Genomic DNA, 20,438 nt, shown 5'->3' with positions numbered 1-20,438 from the left:
GACGGCGGGGGTCCCGCTCCGTCGGGCAGAGCGGGAGGGGCGCCCTCCCGCCTCAGGCGATCTGGCGCTCGGCCTGCTCGGTCCGCACGTAGTCGCGGGGCAGCGGCACGAGGATCCGCACCACGAACCAGTCGCCGTCGGTGCGGACGGTCATCGAGCCGCCGTACTTCTCGGCGGTGTAGCGCAGGCTCTTGAGGCCGTAGCCGTGGCGGTCGCGGTCGCTGCGGCGGGTGACGACCTGCCCGGCCTCGGTGCGGACGTCGCCGTCGAAGTAGTTCTCGAAGGTCATCACCACGAGCTCGTCGCGGGCGAACAGCGCCATCTTGACGAGGCGCTTCTCGGGGTCCTCGACGCGTGAGGCACCGTCGATCGCGTTGTCGAGGGCGTTGCCGAACAGCGCGCTCACGTCCATGACGGTCATGAAGCCGAGCAGGCTGCCGTCGGCCACGCAGGTGAGGTCGACGTCCCGCTCGACGCACTCGAGGTGCTTGGTGGTGAGGATGACGTCGAGGACGCTGCTGCCGGTCTTGCTCTGGGTGTCGACGTCCTTGATGGTCGCCTCGAGCTCGTCGAGGTAGGACGCCTGCTTGCCGGGGTCGACCTCGGCGCGGATGACGCCCACCTGGTGCTTGAGGTCGTGGTACTTGCGGTTGACGCGCTCGATGCTGCGCTTGGACTGCAGGTACTGCTGGTGCTGGCTGCGCAGGATCTCGTCGATCGCCTTGAGCTCGCCCTTGGCGTGCTGCTGCAGGCGCTGACCCTGCTGGGCGTAGAGCGCGACGAAGCCGCAGAGGTCCACGAGGGTGCGGATGTAGAAGATCTCGAAGCCGAGGCGTCCGCTGAACGGGGTGCTCGCGTTGAGGAAGCTGAGGTTGCTCATGCCGAAGGTCACCAGGGCGATCGCGGCGGCCGAGGCCACGTCGCGTCCGGTGACGTCGAGCGGCTGGGACGGTCGGAAGTGCCGGGACTCGACGACGTACGCGACGGCGAAGGCCGCCACGTAGACCACGGCAAACAGCATGATCCTCGACGGGCTGGCCATGTCGCCGTCCCGCAGGAAGAAGAAGCAGTGCATCTGCCAGTGCAGGGCCGCGACCAGCTCGGCGAGCACCAGGGCCCGCGCGCAGAAGTACCCGGCGTCCTTGACGGGCAGCCGGGCGGCCGCGTAGATGAACGCGTACATGCAGGCGGCCGACGCGGCCATGCCCACGGGCCACCAGGCGAGCGGGAGCATGCCGGCCCCGACCTGGACCCCCACGAGGACCACGAGCGCGACAGCGGAGAGCACCGCCAGGCGGGACGGCCGCAGGCGCTGCTGGCGCAGCAGGACGTACACCATGCACGCCGCCCACTCGGCGAGCCCGGTGAGCTCGCGCGGGATGTCGGGGAGGACGTCGAAGGTCATGCCCCGCGCCCGCCCACGTAGTCGGTGAGCGCGTCGAGGAACGCGCGCTTGCGCGGGCGGCTGATGGTGAGGTCGTGACCGCCGACCATCTGGCAGGTGCTCTGCTTGACGCCGGTCACGTGCCGCAGGTTCACCAGGTAGCAGCTGTTGGAGCGGAAGAAGCTCTTCCCCTCGAGCTGCGCCTCCATCGCCTTGAGCGCCCCGACCGTCGAGTGCGGTCCGTCGGTCGTGTGCACCACGAGCCGGTGCTTGACGCTCTCGATGTACACGATCTGCGCGGTGTCGACGCGCACGAGCGCGCCGTCGACCGACAGCATGAGGTAGTCGGCCGACCGGCGCCGGATGCGCTGCAGGGACCGCTTGATCTCCTGCGAGAACGCGAAGTACGGGACCGGCTTGAGGACGTAGCTGAGCGCGTCGACCTCGTAGCCGCGGATCGCGTACTGCGCCATGTTCGTGATGAACACGATGATGACGTCGGAGTCGACCTCGCGGATCTTCTCGGCCGCGGTGAAGCCGTCCATCTCGGCCATCTGGATGTCGAGCAGGAGGATGTCGTAGTCCGGCCGGTAGCCGGCGACGACGGTGCTGCCGTCCTCGAACAGCGAGACGGCGAAGTCCTCGTCGTGCTCGCGCTCGTAGCGGCGCAGGTGCTCGACGAGGAGGCGGGCGCTGGCTGCGTCGTCCTCGACGATGCCGATGCGGATCACTGGCGCTCCTGGAGGCGATGACCAGCCGCGGGCTCGGGCGCGACGCGGACGAGGGCTGCTGGCAGGGGATGGCACGAGAGTACCGAACCCGACCGGGTGCCCGAGCACCCGGTCAACCGTGGCCCGACGCCCGTCATCCACGGCGTCGCACGCACCCCCACACCCCGAGCGCCACCGCGACCAGGCCGGACACCACCGTGAAGGGCAGCAGACCCCACACGGTGATGAGCGGCACGGACAGGGCCGTGAGGATGCCGCCGCCGAGCAGCGGCTCGTAGGGGAGCTGCTTGTACCCGTAGTCGTTGGCCGTGGTGGTGCGTCGTGCCGGGTCGACCATCTCGGCCAGGACGAACCCGGTCGCGACGTTGCCCTGCGACTGCCCGAAGTCGGCGATCGCGTGCTCGAACCAGTCCTTGCGGTGGATGCGCGGTCCGAGCCAGACGAGGGCCACGACGCTCCACCCGACGCCCAGGACGGTCATGACCACGATGACGGGGACGTTGTCGCCGAGGGTCGCGAGCGACATGGTGCCGATCGCGCAGACCACCAGGCCGTCGAGCGCGACGGACGACATCCCCGCGACGACGCGCTTGTCGATCCGCTCGGCGAACCCGAGCCGCGTGGCGACGGTCTGCACCACGAAGCCGCCGATCACGGTGACCGGGAACAGCGGGAACGAGTCGAGGATGTCCGACCCGAGCTGCCCGGCGACCCAGCGCGCGGTCCACAGCATGACGACGGCGACGGCGATCGCCAGCAGGATGAGCATCCCGGCGAAGGTGGTCGCGTGCATGCCGTGGTCGTTGTCCTGGTCCTCGTCGACGGGCGAGAGCCGCACGATGTCCACCTCGGGGTCGTCCTCGAGCGACGGGACGTGCACCTGGTCGCGGGCGACCGCGAGCCGTGGGCTGCGGACCGCCCACCGCACCAGGACGGAGCCGCAGACGATGCCGGTGATCATCGAGATGGTGGCGAGGCTCAGGCCCACGTCGACGAGGTCCTCCGCCCCGGCGTCGGCGAGCAGCTGGCCCATCCCGGCGATCGTGCCGTGGCCGCCCGCGAACGACATCTCGAGGAGGGAGCCGGCCTCGGGGGCGACGCCGAACACCGGCCCGAGGAGCACGAGGACGGCGAGCCCGCCGAGGAAGAGCTGGCCGAAGGAGAGGAGCGACCCGAAGATCGCGTGCGGCGCCGCCGCGTCCCAGAGCTCGCCCCAGCGGGGCAGCACCTTGCCGATCATGATCGCGGCGAACACCACGTTGATGAGCAGGCCTGGCATGACGCGCCAGACGTCGAGGAACGCGCCGGGTATCAGGCCCTGGGTCCCGGTGAGCGAGCCGAGGACCTGCGGCCCGACGAGCAGCACGAGGAAGCCGGTGACCACGCTGACCGGCAGGTAGAGCGCACCGAGCGGGCGCACCGACCGGCGCAGCACCCACCCGGCGCCCAGGAGCGCTCCGAGGGCGACGAAGGACAGGCCGATGATCTGCGGCTGGGAGAGGTCGGGAACCATGCGTCAACGATGCGCGATGTTCGACGCATAAGTCCACTTGGTGACGTTGGTCGCGCCTGAGCCGGTCCGCGCAGCGTGCGGCGACATCATCCTTGGCAGGCCCCAGGGCTCGCGCTACAGTGCGGCAACCACACTTCCAGGCGACCGTGAGCCTGCGCCCCGGTGCAGGGAGACCGTGAGGGGCCATCACCGTGCTTGCAGGTCGTGACCACGAGCTCGGGACGGTCGCCGCGCTGCTCGACCTCCGGCTGCTCGCCCCCGGGCAGGTCCGGCTCGTCCAGGTCGACGGCGCGATCGGGGTCGGCAAGAGCGCGTTCCTCGCCGGTGCGCTCGCCCGCGCCAGCGCGACGTCGTCCGGGGACGGCACCGGACCGGTCGGCCCGTCCGCCGAGGCTCGCGCCCCGCGCGTCTTCCTGTCGCAGGGCGACCACCTGCACAACGAGGCCCCGCTCGCCGCTCACCGCCACATGCTCGAGGACCTGCTCGGCGAGCCCCTCGAGCAGCTGCTCGACGACGCGCCGCCCTCCGTACTGGCCAGCCGTTGCCTGGAGGCCCTGCACGACGACGCAGCTGTCGTCGCGGTCGACGACGCCCACTGGCTGGACCGGACGTCCGAGGACTTCCTCATCGCGCTCCTCGGTACCCCGGCGCCCGTCCCGCTGGCCCTCGTCCTGGTGCACCGGCCCGGCCTCGAGCCCGAGCGGGTCGTCACCGCTGCCCGCCGGCGGGGCGCCGCGCACGACCACATCACGCTCGGGCCGTTGTCCGACGACGTCATCGGCGACCTGGGCACGGGGCTCTCCGCGGTGCAGGTCGACGCGGTCCGCGACGCCGCGGCGGGCAACCCCCTCCTCGCCCAGACCGCCGTCGCCGCGTTCCGGCGCCACCCCGCGGCCACGCGCGTCGACGACGTGCTGCGCCTGGCGGCCGGCAGCCGCGCCGCGATGCTCAGCGCCGCCGTCGCCGACGACATGGCCACCCTCGACGACGCCTCGCGCCGTGCGCTCGAGACGCTCGCGGTGCTCGGCAACGACGGCACCGGCACGGAGGCGTCCGACGTCGCCGGTCTCGCGCCCGACGAGTTCGAGGCCGCCGAGCGCGACCTCGCCGACCGAGGGCTGCTCAGCGACAGCCCGCACGAGGCACTGCACCCCGTGGTCCGCTACAGCGTCTACCAGAACACCGAGGTCGGCCGGCGCGAGCAGATGCACCGTCGGGCCGCGTCCCTGCCCGACGCGCACCTCCTGCGACGCGCAGACCACGTCGCACAGGTCGGCTCCGACCTCACGGCCGACGAGTCGGAGGTCCTCGTCGACGCCGCGCACCTCGCCATCGGCTCGGACCCTCGAGCGGCGTCGCACTGGCTCGCACGACTGCCCGCGGCTCACCGGAGCAGCCGCTCGGAGCTGCTGCTCGCCCGTGCCCTGATCCTCGAGGGCAAGACCCCCGAGGCCCTCGACCGGCTCCGGCACCTCGTCGACGCGCACCCGGGCGCACCGCCGGCCAAGGCGCTGATCCTGCTCGCCAGCGCCCTGCGGATCTCCGGAGACCCCGTCGAGGCGCGCGCCGTCCTGGCCTCCGCCGACGACAGCGTCGACGCCGAGCTCCTCCGCGAGCACGTCGACGTGGTGGCGCTCCTCGACGGGCGGGTCCCGGAACGGCTCCTGTCCCGCCTCGAGCAGCTGCCCGGTGAGGAGAACCGCGTCGTCGCGGCGGTCTACCGCACCATGGACCTGCTGTCCGAGGGCAGGGTCCCGCAGGCGCGCGCGACCTTCGCGCCCGTCCCCGGGTGGGTGACGAGCGCGGGGAGCCGCGAGGTCGCCGACGTCGTGCACGCCGTGGCCTGCGCCGTGTGGGCCGCGTACATGCTCGACGACTACGGGACCGGAGCCCGCCTCGCCGAGCGCAGCCTGCAGCTCGCCCACCGGTTCGGCCAGGCCGACGCCCTGGCCAACCTGGGTACCGGTCTGCTCTTCTGCCGTGCCTCCCTCGGCCTGCTCGACAAGGCCGAGCAGGCCGGCGAGCAGGCCGTGCTCGACGCCGAGCGCTACGGCCCGGCCGACGTGGTCGGCATGGCCCGGGCCGGGCTCATGGTCGTCGCGCAGGGCCGGGGCGACCCCGAGCTCCTGCGACGTCGCCTCGAGGAGGTCGACGCGACCGCGCTGCCGGAGTTCGGCTGGTGGCGGCGCGCCATCCTCACGCTCCGTACCCGGGTGTCCGCGCAGCTCGGCCGACCCGAGCCGTGCCCCGAGCTCCTCGGTGAGCCGCGGGACGCGATGACCGCCCTGCGGCACGCCGACGCGGCCGTCGTCGCAGCGGCGATGGGCGACCCGACGACAGCGGCGAGCCTGGTCGCGGAGGGCGTCGCCATCGCCGAGTCGCAGGGACAGGCAGGGCAGAAGGCGATGATCCAGACCGCGTACGCAGAGATCCTGCTCGCGGCCGGCGAGCCGCTCGAGGCCGTCAACCTGCTGCGGTCGGCCAGGGAGATCTTCGATCGCCGGGACATGCGGCTGCAGCTCGGGCGGGCGCAGGCCGGCCTGGCACGAGCCGAGGCGATGCTCGCCCGCCTGAGCGAGCCGCTCGGGCAGCTGACCCCGCGGGAGCGCGAGGTCCTCGAGCTCGTGGTCGCCGGCCTGAAGAACGGTGAGATCGCCGAGCGGCTCACCCTCAGCAAGAGGACCGCGGAGAACCACGTCAGCCGGCTCCTGCGCAAGCTCGGGGTGTCGAGCCGCGAGGAGGCCGCCGACCTCGTGCCCTGGTCCGGGCGGCAGGACTGACCGCACCACCCCAGGTCTCACCAGCGTCTCGCCCAGGTGAAGTTGAGTAAGAACGTGAGTGAGCGGCTGTTCACCCAGAACCACCCCTCGGCGACGATCGTTGAGGCGTCGTGTGCCGGTCACGCGGTCGCCCCATCTCTCGCACACGTCCTGGGGGTTTCACCGATGAGACACAGAGCGGTCAGCAGACCGACGCACCACGGCACACGCACAGCACGGGGGCGGTCTGCGGTCGCCGTCGTCGCCTTCCTCGCACTGGTCTTCACCGGTGCCACCTCGGTCCAGGCGCACGCCGCCGAGCCGCCGCCCGCCGGCCAGTACGGGGGCAGCAGCACCGCCTACACCGGCGCCGAGGTGCGGTTCTCCGTCGACGAGGGCGGCAGCCTCAGCGGCTTCGAGACCGAGAGCTACTGCACCACCTCGTTCGGGACGCTCCCCGTCCAGTGGTCCGGGATGCCCGCGACGCAGGTCCAGGCGGGTGAGCCCTTCGAGCTCACCTGGGAGGGCGCCCCCGGTGACATCCAGGCGTACTACGAGCTGACCGGCGTCGTGCAGGCCGACGGCACGGCGAGCGGCACCGGCCGCGCCGGGTTCCTGCCCTTCGGGACCTGCGGGGGTTCGGTGTTCAGCTGGACCGCGACGCTCGGCGGCGGTGGCGGAGACCCCGGGCCCGGTCCGGGTCCTGGCCCCGCCGACCCCGCGCTGCGAGCAGAGCCCTCCGTCCTGCGGCACGTGGAGCTCGAGGTCATCGGCACGGCCTTCGAGGCCGTCGGGCTCACGCCTGACACCGACGCGAGGCTCACCATCACACGGGACTACGACGACCGCTTGCTCCGAGAGCGCGACCTCCGCGTCGACAGCGACGGGGTCGCCTTCCTCTACTACCGGGACGACCTGCCGTCGAGCCACACCGGCGAGGACTACACGGTCGAGGTGACCGGGACCCGCGACGGCGCCCCGATCACCCTGCAGACCTCGCTCGTCGTCATCAACGACAGCAACGCGTTCATCAGGGTCACCTCGCACGACACCACGCTGACTCCCGGTGAGCTGACCGTCGACGAGATCGCGACGAGCGGCGTCCGGATGGTCACCCCCGGCTTCCCGGCTGGTGTGACGCCGACGCTGTACGTCGACGGGCGCGTGGTCGGCGACCTCCCGACGACCGTGGGCGGTGGCCTCGACACCACCTACGTCGGAGCGCTCGGGGTCGGGCAGCACGAGATCATGGTGCTCGCCTCGGTGCCCGAGGGGCACAACGCGACCCCGCACCGTCACGCCAGCATCCGCACCTTCACGGTCACCGACACCCCGGTGGTCGACCCGCCGGTCGATCCTCCGGTGGACCCGCCTGTCGATCCACCCGTGGATCCCCCGGTCGACCCCGTGGACCCGCCTGTCGATCCCGTGGACCCGCCTGTCGATCCCCCGGTAGACCCGGTCGACCCACCTGTCGACCCGGTCGACCCACCCGTCGACCCTCCGGTGGACCCGGTCGACCCGCCCGTCGACCCCGTGGACCCGCCGGTCGTCGATCCCCCCGTGGTGGACCCGCCCGTCGCTCCCCCGGTCGACCCGCCTGTCGTGGACCCGCCCGTCGTCGAGCCGCCGGTCACCGAGCCGCCGGCGGTCGACCCGTCGGAGCCGATCCCGGCCATACCGCCGACCGCAGAGGCCCTCGACCCCGCGCTCGAGGGGTCCGTCACGGCACCCGGCACGGCGACGCCCGGCGAGGAGATCACGGTCGTGGTCAGCGGGGCAGCGACAGGGGACCGTGTCGGCACCTGGATGTTCTCCACACCGGTGTACCTGGGGGCGCACCTCGTCTCCGCGGCGAGCACCGTCGCGGTCGCGATCCCCGCTGACGCGGTGCCGGGCGAGCACCGCATCGCCGTCTGGTCCGAGGCCGGCGAGCAGCTCGGGTGGACCACCATCACCGTGGTCTCCCCCGAGCCCGCACCGGTCGACGGCATCCCCGGTGCTGGTGACGGCACGGACGGCGCCGGGACCGGAGGGGGCGACGCCCCGGCAGGTGCTGGCGCTGCGACCACGGCCGACGGCGCTGCACGCGCGGTCGCCGCGGCCCCTGCCTCCACCCTCGCCGCCACCGGCAGCGGGTCGGTCGCCGCGCTCGCCGCGGCAGGCGCCCTCCTGCTCCTCGGCGCCTCGACGCTGGTCACGCGTCGTCGCTGGTCTCGCACCGGCTGACGACGAGTGAGCGGTGGGCCTGGAGAGGGTCGAGCACGTCGGTCCTCTCCAGGCCCAGCGCACGAGGCCCAGCAGCAGCACCGCTCAGACGACGAGAACGGCCCCAGTCCGAAGACTGGGGCCGTTCTTGGGTTGGTGCGCCCGGAGGGATTCGAACCCCCAACCTTCTGATCCGTAGTCAGATGCTCTATCCGTTGAGCTACGGGCGCCCGGTGAACCGAGAGAAACGTTACAGGGGCCGGGACCCAGACGCCAAATCAGTTCTCCGTGACCCACGACACGCCGCTCAACCCGAGGCCCGCCAGGGGCCTCACCGGCCTCCGGCGGCGGTGGCTCAGCCCTCCGAGCGGCTCCGGGAACCGCGTCCTCGCGCGGATCCTGACCGCGACCCGGGGCGCGCGCCGCCCGGCACCTTCGGCCCGATCACGGGGTTGCGGGGCAGCACGCGGTCGATCCCGACGATCACCAGCCCGAGCACGAAGAACCCGACGCCGTAGAGCACCACGTTCTGCACGAGGCCGAGGTACCCGATCTCGGCGACGTCCACGAAACCGTAGGGGTAGTCGGTGTCCGGGAGGACGACGCCGCGGACGGTGGTGAAGGCGCAGTAGGCGACCGGGTACAGCAGCCAGAGGGCGGCGTTCTTGACGCGCAGCCGTCGGTGCGGGTCGAAGAGCAGGAAGTCGACGAAGGCCATGATCGGCGTGAGCTGGTGGACGATCTGCCCGTCGGTCAGCCCGAGCACCACAGCAGGCTCGCCGGGAGCGTCGGGCGGCAGGATGAAGTACGCGACGAGCCCGGTGATGAGGATGAACAGCGTCACCGCACCCTTGAGCCACGCGGGCGGCTGCGGCTGACGCGCGAGCGACGCGAAGCCCGCCCACACGAAGACCACCGCGAGCAGCAGGTTGGACTGGTTGGTGAAGTACACGAGCCCGGACGGGTCTCCGTCGCGCCAGATCTCCTGGGTGCCGATCAGCGCGAACACCGCGACCGCGATCCTGTACAGCCCGACGACGACACCCATGGGACGCACTCCTCCACCTCGTGGCGGGCACCGGCCCGCGCCGCACGCTCGTCCGAGCGGCAGGAGCAGAGCCTATCGGCCGACCAGGAGCGCTGCGCTGCGAGGCCACGGCGACAGGGCCCGTGCCGCGCCGTCCCCCTGGCAGCGGAGGCCACCCGCCGTGCCCTCCCCCTGCGGGCCGACGCCCGCTCGTCGCAGACCCACCCGCTGCCCGACGCGGTCGCGGGACCTCGCGCAGCAGGCTGGGAGCATGCAGCCCACACCCTCTCCCCTGGCACCGCAGCACCCTGCCGCGTCCCTCCTGACCGCCCGCGCCCTGCAGATGGTCTACGGGACCGACCACACCGCCACCCGCGCCCTCGCGGGCGTCGACCTGACGATCGCACCGGCTGAGTCGGTCGCGATCATGGGTCCGTCCGGCTCCGGCAAGACGACGCTCCTGCACTGCCTCGCGGGCATCGTGCGGCCGACCTCCGGGTCGGTGCTGTGGAGGGGGCAGGACCTCGCGACGCTCAAGGACGTCCAGCGCACCGCGCTGCGCCGCTCGGACTTCGGCTTCGTGTTCCAGTCGGGCCAGCTGCTCCCCGAGCTCCCCGCGGTCGAGAACGCCGCCCTCCCGCTCATGCTGGGCGGCATGCCCCGCGCTGCCGCGGTCGCGACCGCCGCAGCACGGCTGCGCGACCTCGGGCTGGCGGGGATGGAAGACCGTCGCCCCGGCGAGCTGTCCGGCGGGCAGTCCCAGCGTGTGGCCATCGCTCGGGCGCTCGTCGGGTCTCCCGGCGTGATCTTCGCCGACGAGCCCACCGGTGCCCTCGACCAGACCACCGGCGCCGAGGTGATGGCCGTGCTCACGCAGGCCGCCGCCCGCAGCGGTGCGGCGCTCGTCGTCGTCACCCACGACCCCACGGTCGCCCGCTGGTGCTCGCGCACCGTCGCGATGCGGGACGGGCTCGTCTCCCGCGAGTTCTTCGCACCGGGGCGCCAGGACGACGCCCCTTCCCCCGCCGAGCAGGGAGGGCAGGCACGATGAGGGCGACCTGGTCCCTGTGGCGGCTGCTGCGCCGCCGTGGTGCGTCGAGCACCGACCCGCAGCGCCTGACCACCACCCTCGCGGTCATCGCCTTCGCGGTCGCGACCGCGATGCTGCTCGTGGTCCTCGGCGGCGTCGGCGCCTTCGTGGACCGCGCGGCGGCCCCCGGTGCTGACACCGACGCGGCGTCGTACGTGGTCTTCGCATGGGTGGCCACCGGCCTGCTCGTCGTCCCGCTGACCACCCTCGGGGCCGCCGCGGCACGCCTCGCCGTCGCCCGTCGTGACGCCCGCCTGGCAGCGCTGCGCCTCGCCGGGGCGTCGACCGGTCAGGTCACCGGGCTGACGGTGCTGGACGCGACGGCGCAGGCCGTCGTCGGCGCCGCGCTCGGGGTGGTCGGCTACCTGGCGCTGCTGCCGCTCGTCGCGCGGCTGCACTTTCAGGGGCGCACCTTCGCGCTCGCCGAGCTGTGGACGGGCGTGCCGATCGTCCTCGCGGCGCTCGCCGGGGTGGTGCTCGTCGCGGTGGCGTCGTCCGCCATGAGCCTGCGGCGCGTCGCGATCACGCCACTGGGCGTCGCGAACCGCGTGCAGCCTCCTGGGCTGACCTGGTTGCGCGCTCTCGTGGCTGCTGTCGCGGTGGGCGCCTTCGCCGTCGTCACCACGGGCTTCGGGCAGGTGGGGGTCGGCGTCATCGGCGTGATGCTCGTGGTCGGCTTCGCGACGCTCAACCTCGTCGGGCCGTTCACCGTGTGGGTGGTGGGCAGGGTGACCGCGCACCGCGCACGGACCGCTGCGACGCTCCTCGCCGGCCGCAGGATGGTCGACGACCCCAAGACCGCGTGGCGCAGCGTCGGCGGGGTCGCGCTCGCGACCTTCATCGCCGGGCTCGCGAGCATCGCGTCGCTGTTCTCGTCGGCGTCGTCAGGCGCCACACCCGAGGAGGCGGTGTTCCTCGGTGACATCGCGACCGGCGGCTATCTCACGCTCGCGATCGCCGGGCTGCTCGCCGCCGTGTCGACCGGGGTGATGCAGGCCGGCAACGTCATCGCCCAGCGGACGGAGTACCGGGCGCTGTCCCTCGCGGGCACCGACCTGCGGGTGCTCGACTCCGCGCGGATGCGCGAGACCTTCATCCCGCTCGTCGTCACCGTCGGTACCTCAGCGGGCTTCGCCCTGCTGTTCATGCTGCCGGTCCTCGGCGCCGGGATGCTCACCCAGGTGTCCGTCGTCGTCCAGTTCGTCCTCAGCGTCCTCGCCGCGACCGGCCTCGTCCTGCTCGGGGCGGCCGCGTCCCGCGCGGTCGTCCGAGACGTCGTCCGCGTCTGACGACGGGACACGCCGAGGGGGTATCCCGCGGGATACCCCCTCGGCGTGTCGCGTGGCCGGTGGTGGAGTGGCTGAGGTGCCCGACCTCCGGGGACGCGCTCAGGAGTGCGGGACGGTGGCCTGGATGAGGGTGCCGTCCTCGCGGCGGTTGCCCGAGAGCCGGCGCATGCTGGGCCGTCCCGAGCGGACGGGCCCCTGGTCCTCGAGGGCGACGACCGTCGGCTCGCCTGGGCGCACGTCGTGCTGGACGCCGCGGACCGAGACGTGCGCACCGTCGCCGGTCTCGCAGGTCAGCTCGATGGCCCCGGCCGTGAGGTGCACGCGCAGGCGCGAGCCCTTGACCGTCACCCGGAAGGTGAGCGAGTCCCACGACGCCGGCAGGCGCGGGTCGAAGGCGACGTGCCCGTCGTGGTCCCGCATGCCGCCGAAGCCGAAGGCGAGAGCCGACCACGAGCCGCCCGCCGACGCCACGTGGACGCCGTCGGACGCGTTGGCGTGCAGGTTCGCGAGGTCCACGTAGACGGACTTCTCGAAGTACTCGAGCGCGAGGTCCTGGTAGCCGACCTCGGCCGCGACGATCGACTGCACCACGCCCGACAGCGTCGAGTCCCCCGTGGTCAACGGGTCGTAGTACTCGAAGTCCGCGAGCTTCTCCTCGTCGGTGAACTGGTTCCCCTGGAGGAACAGCGCGAGCACCACGTCGGCCTGCTTGAGCACCTGGTAGCGGTAGATCACGAGCGGGTGGTAGTGCAGCAGCAGCGGCCGGCGGTCCGCCGGGGTCGCCGCGACGTCCCACACCTCGCGCTCGAGGAAGTGGAAGTCCTGCGGGTGGATGCCCAGGTGCTCGGCCCACGGGATCGACATCTTCTCGGCGGCCTTGGACCACTCGTGCACCTCGGCGTGGGTGATGCCCAGGCGGGCGTCCACGTCGGCGCGCGAGGCCGGGTCGGTCTCGCCGATGATCTCGAGCGCCCGCACCGCGGCACGCAGGTTGAAGCGCGCCATGACGTTGGTGAAGAGGTTGTCGTTGACGACCGTCGTGTACTCGTCCGGGCCGGTGACGCCGTGGATGTGGAACTCGTCGTCGCCGTTGACCCGCCAGAACCCGAGGTCGGCCCACATGCGCGCGGTCTCGACGAGGATGTCGACGCCCTCGCGCTCCAAGAACTCGCGGTCCCCGGTGGCCAGCACGTACTGCACCAGCGCATAGCTGATGTCGGCGTCGATGTGGTACTGCGCGGTCCCGGCCGCGTAGTACGCCGAGGCCTCCTCGCCGTTGATGGTGCGCCACGGGAAGAGCGCGCCCAGCTGCGACACCTGGCCCGCACGCTTCCGTGCGGCGTCGAGCATCTGGTAGCGGAAGCGCAGGGCGTTCCGCGCGTACCGGGGGCTCGTGTAGGTGAGGAACGGCAGGACGTAGATCTCGGTGTCCCAGAAGTAGTGGCCACCGTAGCCGGAGCCGGTGAGTCCCTTGGCGGGGACCCCGCTGCCCTCGGCGCGGGCGCTCGCCTGCGCCAGCTGGAACAGGTTCCAGCGCACGGCCTGCTGGATCTCCGGCTGGCCGGGGATCTCGACGTCGGACCGCGCCCAGAAGTCGTCGAGCCAGGCGCGCTGGGCCCGGAAGGTGCCCTCGAGCCCGTCGCGCCCGGCGCGGTCGAGGGTGCGGCGGCACCGGTCGACGAGCTCGCGCGCGGGGACGCCGCGGGACGTGTGGTACGCCACGGTCTTGGTGAGGTGGATCGGCTGGCCGGGCTGCGCGTCGACGCGGAACACGTGCTTGGCCACGTCACCCTCGACGAGGGTGCGCAGCTCGACGGGGTTGTCGGTGACCATCTGGTGGTCGGCGGCGACGGCGAGCGTCATGCCCGAGTTGGTCACCGAGTACGAGAGCACGAGGCGCTCGTCGTCGGCCCACTGCGTCTGCGGCTGGAGCACGCGGCCGGTGAACTGGTTGGCCTTGCGCGGGTCGAAGCCCTCACCCATCGCGGCGGCACGCACGTGGTACTCGTCCTCGCCGTCCTGCCGGTTGAGGATCTGCGAGGAGATCGCGACGGGCGCGGCCTCGTCGAGCATCGTGACCTCGAAGGTCATCACGGCGAGGTGGCGCTCCGCGAAGGACACCATGCGCTGCGAGCGGATCTGCACCCGCTTGCCGCCGGGCGTGGTCCACACGATGTCGCGGCGCAGCACGCCGTCGCGCATGTCGAGGGACCGCTCGTAGTCGACGAGCTCGGCGACGGGCAGCAGCAGCGGCTCGTCGTCCACGTAGAGGCGGATCACCTTGGCGTCGGGGGCGTTGACGATCGTCTGGCCGACCTGCGCGAGACCGAAGGCCTCCTCCGCGTGCCGGATCGGCCACGTCTCGTGGAAGCCGTTGACGAAGGTCCCGTGCGTGTGGGACTCGCGCCCCTCCTCGACGTTGCCGCGCAGGCCGAGGTAGCCGTTGGCGACCGAGAACAGCGTCTCGGTGACGCCGAGGTCCTCGGTCGAGAAGCGCTTCTCGACGAGGCGCCACTCGTCGGCCGGGAACCGGCTGCGGTCGACGTGCTGCTTCTCGTCGGTGGTGCGGTGGCTCACCGGTCTCCCCCGTCCGCGGGCAGGGTGGTGGTCAGGACGGACGCGTCGAGCTCACCGAGGTCGGCGACCACGAGGTCGGCACCGGCGGCGAGGAGCGCGTCGCGGCCCACGCCGCGGTCGACGCCGAGCACCAGCCCGAAGTCTCCGGCGCGCCCGGAGCGCACGCCCGAGAGCGCGTCCTCGACGACGACGGCCTCGGCGGCGGTCACGCCGAGCAGCTCGGCGGCGCGCAGGTACGTGTCAGGGGCCGGCTTGCCCGGCAGCCCGTCGCGCTCGGCGACGGCTCCGTCGACGACCACCTCGAAGCGGTGCGCCAGGCCGGCGGCCTCGAGCACCGACGGGGCGTTGCGCGACGACGAGACGACGGCGACGTGCGCCCCGGCCGCGGTGACGGCGTCGAGGAAGCGGACAGAGCCCGGGTACGGCTCGATGCCCTCCTCCACGAACATGGCGTTGACGATGTCGTTCTTCTCGTTGCCGAGGGCGCAGACGGTCGACTCGCCAGGGGCGTCGTCGGTCGAGCCCCAGGGGAGCTCGACGCCGCGGGAGGCCAGCATCGTCTGGACCCCGTCGAAGCGCGGCTTGCCGTCGATGTGCGCGAAGTAGTCGGCGTCGGTGTACGGCTCGAGCCCACGGGCGGTGCAGAACGGCGCGAACAGCCGTTCCCACGCGCGCATGTGGAGCTCGGCGGTCGGTGTCAGGACACCGTCGAGGTCGAAGAGCACAGCACGGAGCATGGAGGCGGATCCTTCGGGTCGGACCGGGCGGGGCAGGGGTGCGCCAGGGGAGACGCAGGCAGGTCGTGCGGGAGGTACGGGTTCAGGGGGTGAGGCAGGAGGGCAGGGGCGTCGGTGGTACCGCCCCCGGCGCGTCCAGCCTACCGACCGCGAGGCCTGCGAAGCGCGGTCGGAGGCCACGACTTCGCGCGGCGCGTAACGCCGCCGGAACACACGGGTCGTAGGCTCGCGCCATGCCGACGACCGCCCTCCCGCCCCACGACGCCGCGCTCCTCGACGCGCTGGCCACCCACCTCGGGGTACGTCTCGCACCGCGCGACTTCACGCTCCCCGCCGGTGTCCGCGTGGGCGTCGACGGGGCCGGTGTCGGGAGCGCCGACAGCCACGGCGTGGCGGGCGCGGTCCTCGTCCAGGTGACCTATGCCGCAGGGCCGGTCAAGTCGGCCCAGCGCAACAAGGTCCTCGCCGACGCCTTCAAGCTCGCCTGGCTGCGCACCCAGGTCCCGACGGCCCGCACGGTGGTCGTCGTCAACGAGCCCTTCGAACGGCTCTTCGTCACCGGCGCCTGGCTGCCGGCCGCCCTCGCCCAGCAGGGCGTCGAGGTCGCCCTGGTGCGCACCGACCCGACGGCAGGGGCGCAGGTCGCCCGCATGCTCGCCTGAGGGCCGACGGACCTCGACCTTGTCGCACGGTCGTAACAATCGGCGTCTGATCCGGAAACACACGGCCCGTAGCGTCGCTCCTGTCAACGATCCCCGCGGGCCGTCGACCATCACGCTTCCGCCCGCTCTCCGACGCTCCTCACCACGACCGGTGAGGTACCGACAAGGAGGGCCCATGGGCCAGTCTTCTGCCTACGCACTCGTAGGGAACCCCCAGCAGGGCTCGCGCACCGCGAGCGCCCGGACGAGACTCACGGCCGCGACGGCCCTGCCGGAGCAGCACCCCGTGCACGTCGCCTCGTCCGCGACACAGGACCCCTCGGTGCGGGACCCCATAGCCCGGTGGTGCCAGCGGCACCAGTGGCTCGCGCTCCCGACGCTCGCCGGCTCGCCCGCCGGAGTCTCCGGCTGAGCCCACCCGCCGGACCGCGCTGGGCACGCACGCCCAGCAGCGCCGAGCGCAGACCGCCACCTGCGGTCGTCTCATGACGGCACCCGCCGTCCGCACCAGAGCACCGTCGCCCTCACCGACCGCGTCGTCCCCGCAGCCGCCCGCATCCCGGGCACCTGCAGGCACACGTGCCGTCGACCTCCGCGACGGCGCTCCCCTCGTCGTCCCCGCACGCACCCCTCGTCGAAGGAGCCCCGCGCATGACCGCCTCGCCCGTCACCCTCACCTCTGTCGGCACGACCGCCACCTCGGTCGGCACCGCCTCAGCTGACACTCCCTCTGCCCCGCCCGTCACCGACATCGCCGCGAACCCCGCCGCCTTCCGCGAGGGCCTCGCGCAGATGGTCACCTCCGTGAGCGTCGTGACCGCGGAGGTCGACGGGGCCCGCTACGGCTTCACGGCCAACTCGGTCACCTCGGTGTCGATGAGCCCCGCCCTGGTGCTCGTCTGCCTCGCGGACACCGCCGAGTGCCACGACGCGTTCCTCGTGGCGGAGACCGCGTCGATCAACATCCTGGCGACCGACCAGGCGCACCTGTCCAAGGTGTTCGCCACCCGGGGCGCCGACAAGTTCGCGGCCGCGGACTTCCCCGCAGGCCCGACCGGCGCCCCGGTGCTGGCCGGCGCGACGGTCGCCCTCGAGGGCCGGGTGCACGAGCGCTGGACGGCGGGCGACCACACGGTGATCCTGCTCGAGGTCGAGCACGTGCACCTCGGTGAGCGCGAGCCGCTCACGTACCAGGGCCGGATGTTCCGCGAGCTCGCCCAGGTGGCGTCGTGAGCGCCGAGGCGGTCTCGTCCGACGCCCTCGCCGGTGCGGCGCTCGCGCCGCACGTCGTCGCCGACCCGGACCACATCGTCGTCCGCGGGCTGCACAAGACCTACCCGGGGACGAGCGTCGCCGCCCTCTCGGACGTCGAGCTGGTCGTGCCGCGCGGCACCTTCGTGAGCCTCATCGGGCCGAGCGGCTGCGGCAAGTCGACGCTGCTGCGGGCCGTCGCGGGGCTCGAGGGCTTCGACGACGGGTCGATCACGATCTTCGGCGCGACACCGGAGGAGGCCTGCGCGGCCAAGTCGGTCGGCCTCGTGCCGCAGGCTCCCGCCCTCCTGCCGTGGCTCACGGTCCGGCAGAACGTGGAGCTCCCGCACAAGGTGAACCGCCGTGCGGACCGCCGCCGTGCTGAGCGGGAACGCAAGCACCCCGCCCTGTCTGCAGTGTCGGCACCGGGCGCCTCGTCCGGGCTCGACGCCTTCGCGGACGTCGACTCGCTGCTCGACATGGTCAACCTCACCGACGCGGCCGACAAGCACCCGGGTGCGCTGTCGGGCGGCATGCAGCAGCGCGTCGCGATCGCCCGCGCCTTCGGGCTGCGGCCGGAGATCCTGCTCATGGACGAGCCCTTCTCGGCGCTCGACGAGTTCACCCGCGAGGCCCTGCGCCTCCAGCTGCTCACGCTGTGGCAGCGGATGCGCACGACGGTCCTGTTCGTCACCCACTCGGTCCGCGAGGCCGTGACGCTGTCCGACCAGGTCGTCGTGATGTCGGCCCGCCCCGGGCAGGTGCACGAGGTCATCGACGTCGACCTCCCGCGGCCCCGCGGCGCCGACGTCCTGCTCAGCCCGCAGCTGCACACCATCGAGGACCGCGTCCGCGCGAGCCTCCAGAGCGCGTGGGAGGCCGGGGCCGCCCCGGTCGACCTCGTGGCGGGCTGAGGAGCACCCATGACGACGATCCCGACCCGGAGGCCCACCATGGCTGTCCCCAGCACCACGAGCACGGCCCCGACGGACACGACGGAGACAGCCGCCTCGGCCTCCTCCGCCCCGGCGCCGTCCACGGCCGCGCCGACGACCTCGGCACGACGCCGGTCGCGCCTCCCCCGCGGACTGCGTCCGTCGACCTGGCTCCCCACGACGGTCTCGGTCGTCGTCGTGGCGCTCGCGTGGTCGTGGGTCGCGGCGGAGAACAAGTACCTGCTGCCGCCGCTGTCCGCGGTCGGCGAGCTGCTCGTCGAGGACTCCGCGCTGTTCGCCTCGAACGCGTGGGCGACGCTGCAGATCGCGATCGTCGGCCTGGGCATCGGTTTTGGCGCCGCCTTCGTCCTCGCGGTCGTCATGAGCGAGATCGGGGTGCTGCGGCGGGCCATCATGCCGCTGGCGATCGTGCTCAACGTGACGCCCGTCGTCGCGCTCGCCCCGGCGCTCGTCGTCGCCTTCGGCTTCGGCATGACACCGAAGGTGATCGTCACCGCGATCATCACGTTCTTCCCGGTGCTCATCAACGTGACGACGGGCCTGCGGTCGGTGCCTGTGCCGGTGCTGCACGTCTTCTCGACGCTGCACGCCTCGCGCCTCGAGGTGCTGCTGCGGCTGCGGATGCCGAGCGCCCTGCCCTTCACGCTCGCCGCGCTGCGCGTCGTGCTCCCGCTGTCGATCGTCGGGGCCGTGGTCGCCGAGTTCGTCGCCCCGGGATCGTCGTCCGGCCTCGGCACGATGATCAAGACCTCGGCCGCCAACTCCCAGCTCGCCCAGCTGTACGCGGCGATCGCCTGGCTGGCCGCGATGGGCGTCGTGATGCTCCTGCTCATCACCGTGGTCGAGAAGCGCCTGCTCTTCTGGCACGAGTCTCAGCAGGGCGCGACCAGCTGAGGAGCGCAGCGGCGCTCTCCACCGTCGCCCCGCTCCTGCCTCGTGCTCTCCCCTCCCGCTGCACCTGCACCTGCAGCCCCCAGCCCTCGGGTCCGTCCCTGACCCCGAGCCCGTAGTCCCCGCTGTCTGCAGTCCCGCTGTCCGCAGTCCCCGCAGTACGTGCACCCCCCTCTCCTCGGCTCTTCTGCGAAAGGCACCACCATGGCTCCCCGATACCGCCGTCAGCTCCGCACCCTCCGGCCCGCGCTCGCCGCGACCGTGGGCGCAACCCTGCTGCTCTCCCTCGCCGCCTGCTCGGGCGACGCCGAGGGCTCCGACGACACCGCCCCGTCCGGCTCGGCCGCCGCCGAGGGCAGCGCGATCTCCGCCGAGCGCTGCGCCGAGAACGAGGCCGCAGGGACCATCACCTACATCACCGGCTACCAGTACCAGTCGTCCGCAGGCATCCTCGAGGCGCTCGCCGCCGACTCCCTCGGCTACTTCGACGCCCTGTGCCTCGACGTCGAGATCCAGCCGGGCACCGGCGACACGGCCGCGAACGCCCAGCTCGTGGCAGCCGGCACCGCGCAGGTGACCTCCCTCGGCAACGACGCGGAGGCCCTCAAGGCCGTCGCGGGCGGCATCGACGTCACCGGCATCGCGACCTGGGGTCACGTGCCGATCGCGACCCTCATGACCGGCACCGACATCACCGACCTCACCCAGCTCGAGGGCACGATCCTCGGCCACAAGGGCTCCCTGCCCGCACCGCTGCGCGCCATGCTCGTCGAGGAGGGCGTGGACCTCGACGCGATCGAGCAGGTCGAGGTCGGCTACGACCCGACGGTCCTGCCGCGCGGCCAGGTGCAGTCCCTCACCGGCTACAAGTCGAACGAGCCGCTGCTGCTCGCCGCCATGGGCGAGGAGGTCACCGAGTGGAACCCCGAGGACTACGGCATCTCCGGGTCCTTCGGCACCATCGTCGCCAACCCCGCCTTCGCCGCCGAGCACCCGACCGCGGTCGAGGACTACCTGCGGGCGACCTCCAAGGCCTTCGAGTACTGCGAGACCAACGGCGCCGAGTGCGTCGGCTTCGCCGCCGACGTCGCGGAGTCCGGCTACGACGAGGAGCACAACCTCAAGATCTGGGAGACGGAGTCGGCGCTCGTCACGGAGTCCACGCCCGAGGGCAGCCCGCTCGGCTTCCACGACGACGCGCTCACCACCTCCGAGGGCGAGGCGCTCGTCGCCTCGGGCGAGCTCGACGAGCTCCCGACCGTGAGCGACGTCTTCGACCCGTCCTTCCTCACGGCGATCTACGACGGCACCGAGCTCGTCTGGCCCGCTCCCTGACCGAGCGCCTCTGACACAACGCGCCTCA

Annotated in this window: 15 protein-coding genes and 1 tRNA gene; 9 read left to right on the top strand and 7 right to left on the bottom strand. The window is 72.5% G+C overall.

Annotated elements, in window-relative coordinates:
* Window positions 1-52: 52 nt before the first annotated feature.
* The 3 genes from SKED_RS01095 to SKED_RS01085 form a co-directional block, all read right to left on the bottom strand.
* The gene (locus SKED_RS01095; protein WP_012865263.1) at window positions 53-1,405 is read right to left on the bottom strand and encodes an ATP-binding protein; all 1,353 of its coding nucleotides are present in this window, start codon (window positions 1,403-1,405) and stop codon (window positions 53-55) included.
* Window positions 1,402-2,115, bottom strand: coding sequence for a LytR/AlgR family response regulator transcription factor (locus tag SKED_RS01090; protein WP_012865262.1), 714 nt, complete (start codon window positions 2,113-2,115; stop codon window positions 1,402-1,404). The genes SKED_RS01095 and SKED_RS01090 overlap by 4 nt, the downstream gene beginning before the upstream one ends.
* 133 nt (window positions 2,116-2,248) lie before the next feature.
* On the bottom strand, window positions 2,249-3,628 hold the full coding sequence (locus SKED_RS01085; protein ID WP_012865261.1) for a sodium/glutamate symporter: 1,380 nt from the start codon (window positions 3,626-3,628) through the stop codon (window positions 2,249-2,251).
* 191 nt (window positions 3,629-3,819) lie between these two features.
* Here SKED_RS01085 and SKED_RS01080 point away from each other — a divergent pair, with 191 nt between their 5' ends.
* Both SKED_RS01080 and SKED_RS20460 read left to right on the top strand, forming a co-directional pair.
* Window positions 3,820-6,408: a helix-turn-helix transcriptional regulator gene (locus SKED_RS01080; RefSeq protein WP_012865260.1), complete on the top strand. Its 2,589-nt coding sequence runs from the start codon at window positions 3,820-3,822 to the stop codon at window positions 6,406-6,408.
* 165 nt (window positions 6,409-6,573) lie between these two features.
* The gene (locus tag SKED_RS20460; protein WP_012865259.1) at window positions 6,574-8,616 is read left to right on the top strand and encodes a hypothetical protein; all 2,043 of its coding nucleotides are present in this window, start codon (window positions 6,574-6,576) and stop codon (window positions 8,614-8,616) included.
* 133 nt (window positions 8,617-8,749) lie between these two features.
* Here SKED_RS20460 and SKED_RS01070 read toward each other — a convergent pair.
* Window positions 8,750-8,825 (bottom strand) — tRNA-Arg (locus SKED_RS01070).
* A 125-nt stretch (window positions 8,826-8,950) separates the two neighbouring features.
* Window positions 8,951-9,643, bottom strand: coding sequence for a Pr6Pr family membrane protein (locus SKED_RS01065; RefSeq protein WP_012865258.1), 693 nt, complete (start codon window positions 9,641-9,643; stop codon window positions 8,951-8,953).
* 250 nt (window positions 9,644-9,893) lie between these two features.
* Here SKED_RS01065 and SKED_RS01060 point away from each other — a divergent pair, with 250 nt between their 5' ends.
* The gene (locus SKED_RS01060; protein WP_012865257.1) at window positions 9,894-10,673 is read left to right on the top strand and encodes an ABC transporter ATP-binding protein; all 780 of its coding nucleotides are present in this window, start codon (window positions 9,894-9,896) and stop codon (window positions 10,671-10,673) included.
* Window positions 10,670-12,001, top strand: a complete 1,332-nt coding sequence (locus SKED_RS01055) for an FtsX-like permease family protein (RefSeq protein ID WP_012865256.1) — start codon at window positions 10,670-10,672, stop codon at window positions 11,999-12,001. The genes SKED_RS01060 and SKED_RS01055 overlap by 4 nt, the downstream gene beginning before the upstream one ends.
* A gap of 99 nt (window positions 12,002-12,100) precedes the next feature.
* On the opposite strand, the gene SKED_RS01050 is transcribed toward SKED_RS01055, so the two are convergent.
* Together SKED_RS01050 and SKED_RS01045 are read right to left on the bottom strand one after the other, a co-directional pair.
* On the bottom strand, window positions 12,101-14,578 hold the full coding sequence (locus tag SKED_RS01050) for a glycoside hydrolase family 65 protein (protein ID WP_012865255.1): 2,478 nt from the start codon (window positions 14,576-14,578) through the stop codon (window positions 12,101-12,103).
* Window positions 14,575-15,315: an HAD family hydrolase gene (locus tag SKED_RS01045; protein ID WP_012865254.1), complete on the bottom strand. Its 741-nt coding sequence runs from the start codon at window positions 15,313-15,315 to the stop codon at window positions 14,575-14,577. The genes SKED_RS01050 and SKED_RS01045 overlap by 4 nt, the downstream gene beginning before the upstream one ends.
* 233 nt (window positions 15,316-15,548) lie before the next feature.
* Between SKED_RS01045 and SKED_RS01040 the strand changes: the two genes are divergently transcribed.
* From SKED_RS01040 to SKED_RS01015, 5 genes are all read left to right on the top strand, one after another.
* Window positions 15,549-15,977 carry a hypothetical protein gene (locus SKED_RS01040; RefSeq protein WP_012865253.1) on the top strand — a complete coding sequence of 143 codons (429 nt, stop codon included), beginning with the start codon at window positions 15,549-15,551 and terminating at the stop codon, window positions 15,975-15,977.
* A gap of 651 nt (window positions 15,978-16,628) precedes the next feature.
* Window positions 16,629-17,210, top strand: a complete 582-nt coding sequence (locus SKED_RS01030) for a flavin reductase family protein (RefSeq protein WP_012865251.1) — start codon at window positions 16,629-16,631, stop codon at window positions 17,208-17,210.
* Window positions 17,207-18,142: an ABC transporter ATP-binding protein gene (locus SKED_RS01025; RefSeq protein WP_012865250.1), complete on the top strand. Its 936-nt coding sequence runs from the start codon at window positions 17,207-17,209 to the stop codon at window positions 18,140-18,142. Before SKED_RS01030 ends, SKED_RS01025 begins: the two co-directional genes overlap by 4 nt.
* A gap of 9 nt (window positions 18,143-18,151) precedes the next feature.
* On the top strand, window positions 18,152-19,078 hold the full coding sequence (locus SKED_RS01020; protein WP_012865249.1) for an ABC transporter permease: 927 nt from the start codon (window positions 18,152-18,154) through the stop codon (window positions 19,076-19,078).
* Window positions 19,079-19,279: 201 nt separating this feature from the next.
* Window positions 19,280-20,410 carry an ABC transporter substrate-binding protein gene (locus SKED_RS01015; protein ID WP_012865248.1) on the top strand — a complete coding sequence of 377 codons (1,131 nt, stop codon included), beginning with the start codon at window positions 19,280-19,282 and terminating at the stop codon, window positions 20,408-20,410.
* Window positions 20,411-20,438: the final 28 nt, after the last annotated feature.

Origin of the sequence: Sanguibacter keddieii DSM 10542, assembly GCF_000024925.1 — a bacterium.
Lineage (GTDB): Bacteria > Actinomycetota > Actinomycetes > Actinomycetales > Cellulomonadaceae > Sanguibacter > Sanguibacter keddieii.
Note: the sequence above shows the minus strand (reverse complement) of the source record. Positions and strands in the feature narration are given on the sequence as shown.

Bases quoted from the DNA above. Each gene is read 5' to 3' on its own strand.
- SKED_RS01040 (WP_012865253.1), top strand. From the start codon at position 15,549: ATGCCGACGACCGCCCTCCCGCCCCACGACGCCGCGCTCCTCGACGCG.
- SKED_RS01085 (WP_012865261.1), bottom strand. From the start codon at position 3,628: ATGGTTCCCGACCTCTCCCAGCCGCAGATCATCGGCCTGTCCTTCGTC.
- SKED_RS01055 (WP_012865256.1), top strand. From the start codon at position 10,670: ATGAGGGCGACCTGGTCCCTGTGGCGGCTGCTGCGCCGCCGTGGTGCG.
- SKED_RS01020 (WP_012865249.1), top strand. From the start codon at position 18,152: ATGACGACGATCCCGACCCGGAGGCCCACCATGGCTGTCCCCAGCACC.
- SKED_RS01015 (WP_012865248.1), top strand. From the start codon at position 19,280: ATGGCTCCCCGATACCGCCGTCAGCTCCGCACCCTCCGGCCCGCGCTC.
- SKED_RS01060 (WP_012865257.1), top strand. From the start codon at position 9,894: ATGCAGCCCACACCCTCTCCCCTGGCACCGCAGCACCCTGCCGCGTCC.
- SKED_RS01030 (WP_012865251.1), top strand. From the start codon at position 16,629: ATGACCGCCTCGCCCGTCACCCTCACCTCTGTCGGCACGACCGCCACC.
- SKED_RS20460 (WP_012865259.1), top strand. From the start codon at position 6,574: ATGAGACACAGAGCGGTCAGCAGACCGACGCACCACGGCACACGCACA.
- SKED_RS01045 (WP_012865254.1), bottom strand. From the start codon at position 15,315: ATGCTCCGTGCTGTGCTCTTCGACCTCGACGGTGTCCTGACACCGACC.
- SKED_RS01065 (WP_012865258.1), bottom strand. From the start codon at position 9,643: ATGGGTGTCGTCGTCGGGCTGTACAGGATCGCGGTCGCGGTGTTCGCG.
- SKED_RS01095 (WP_012865263.1), bottom strand. From the start codon at position 1,405: ATGACCTTCGACGTCCTCCCCGACATCCCGCGCGAGCTCACCGGGCTC.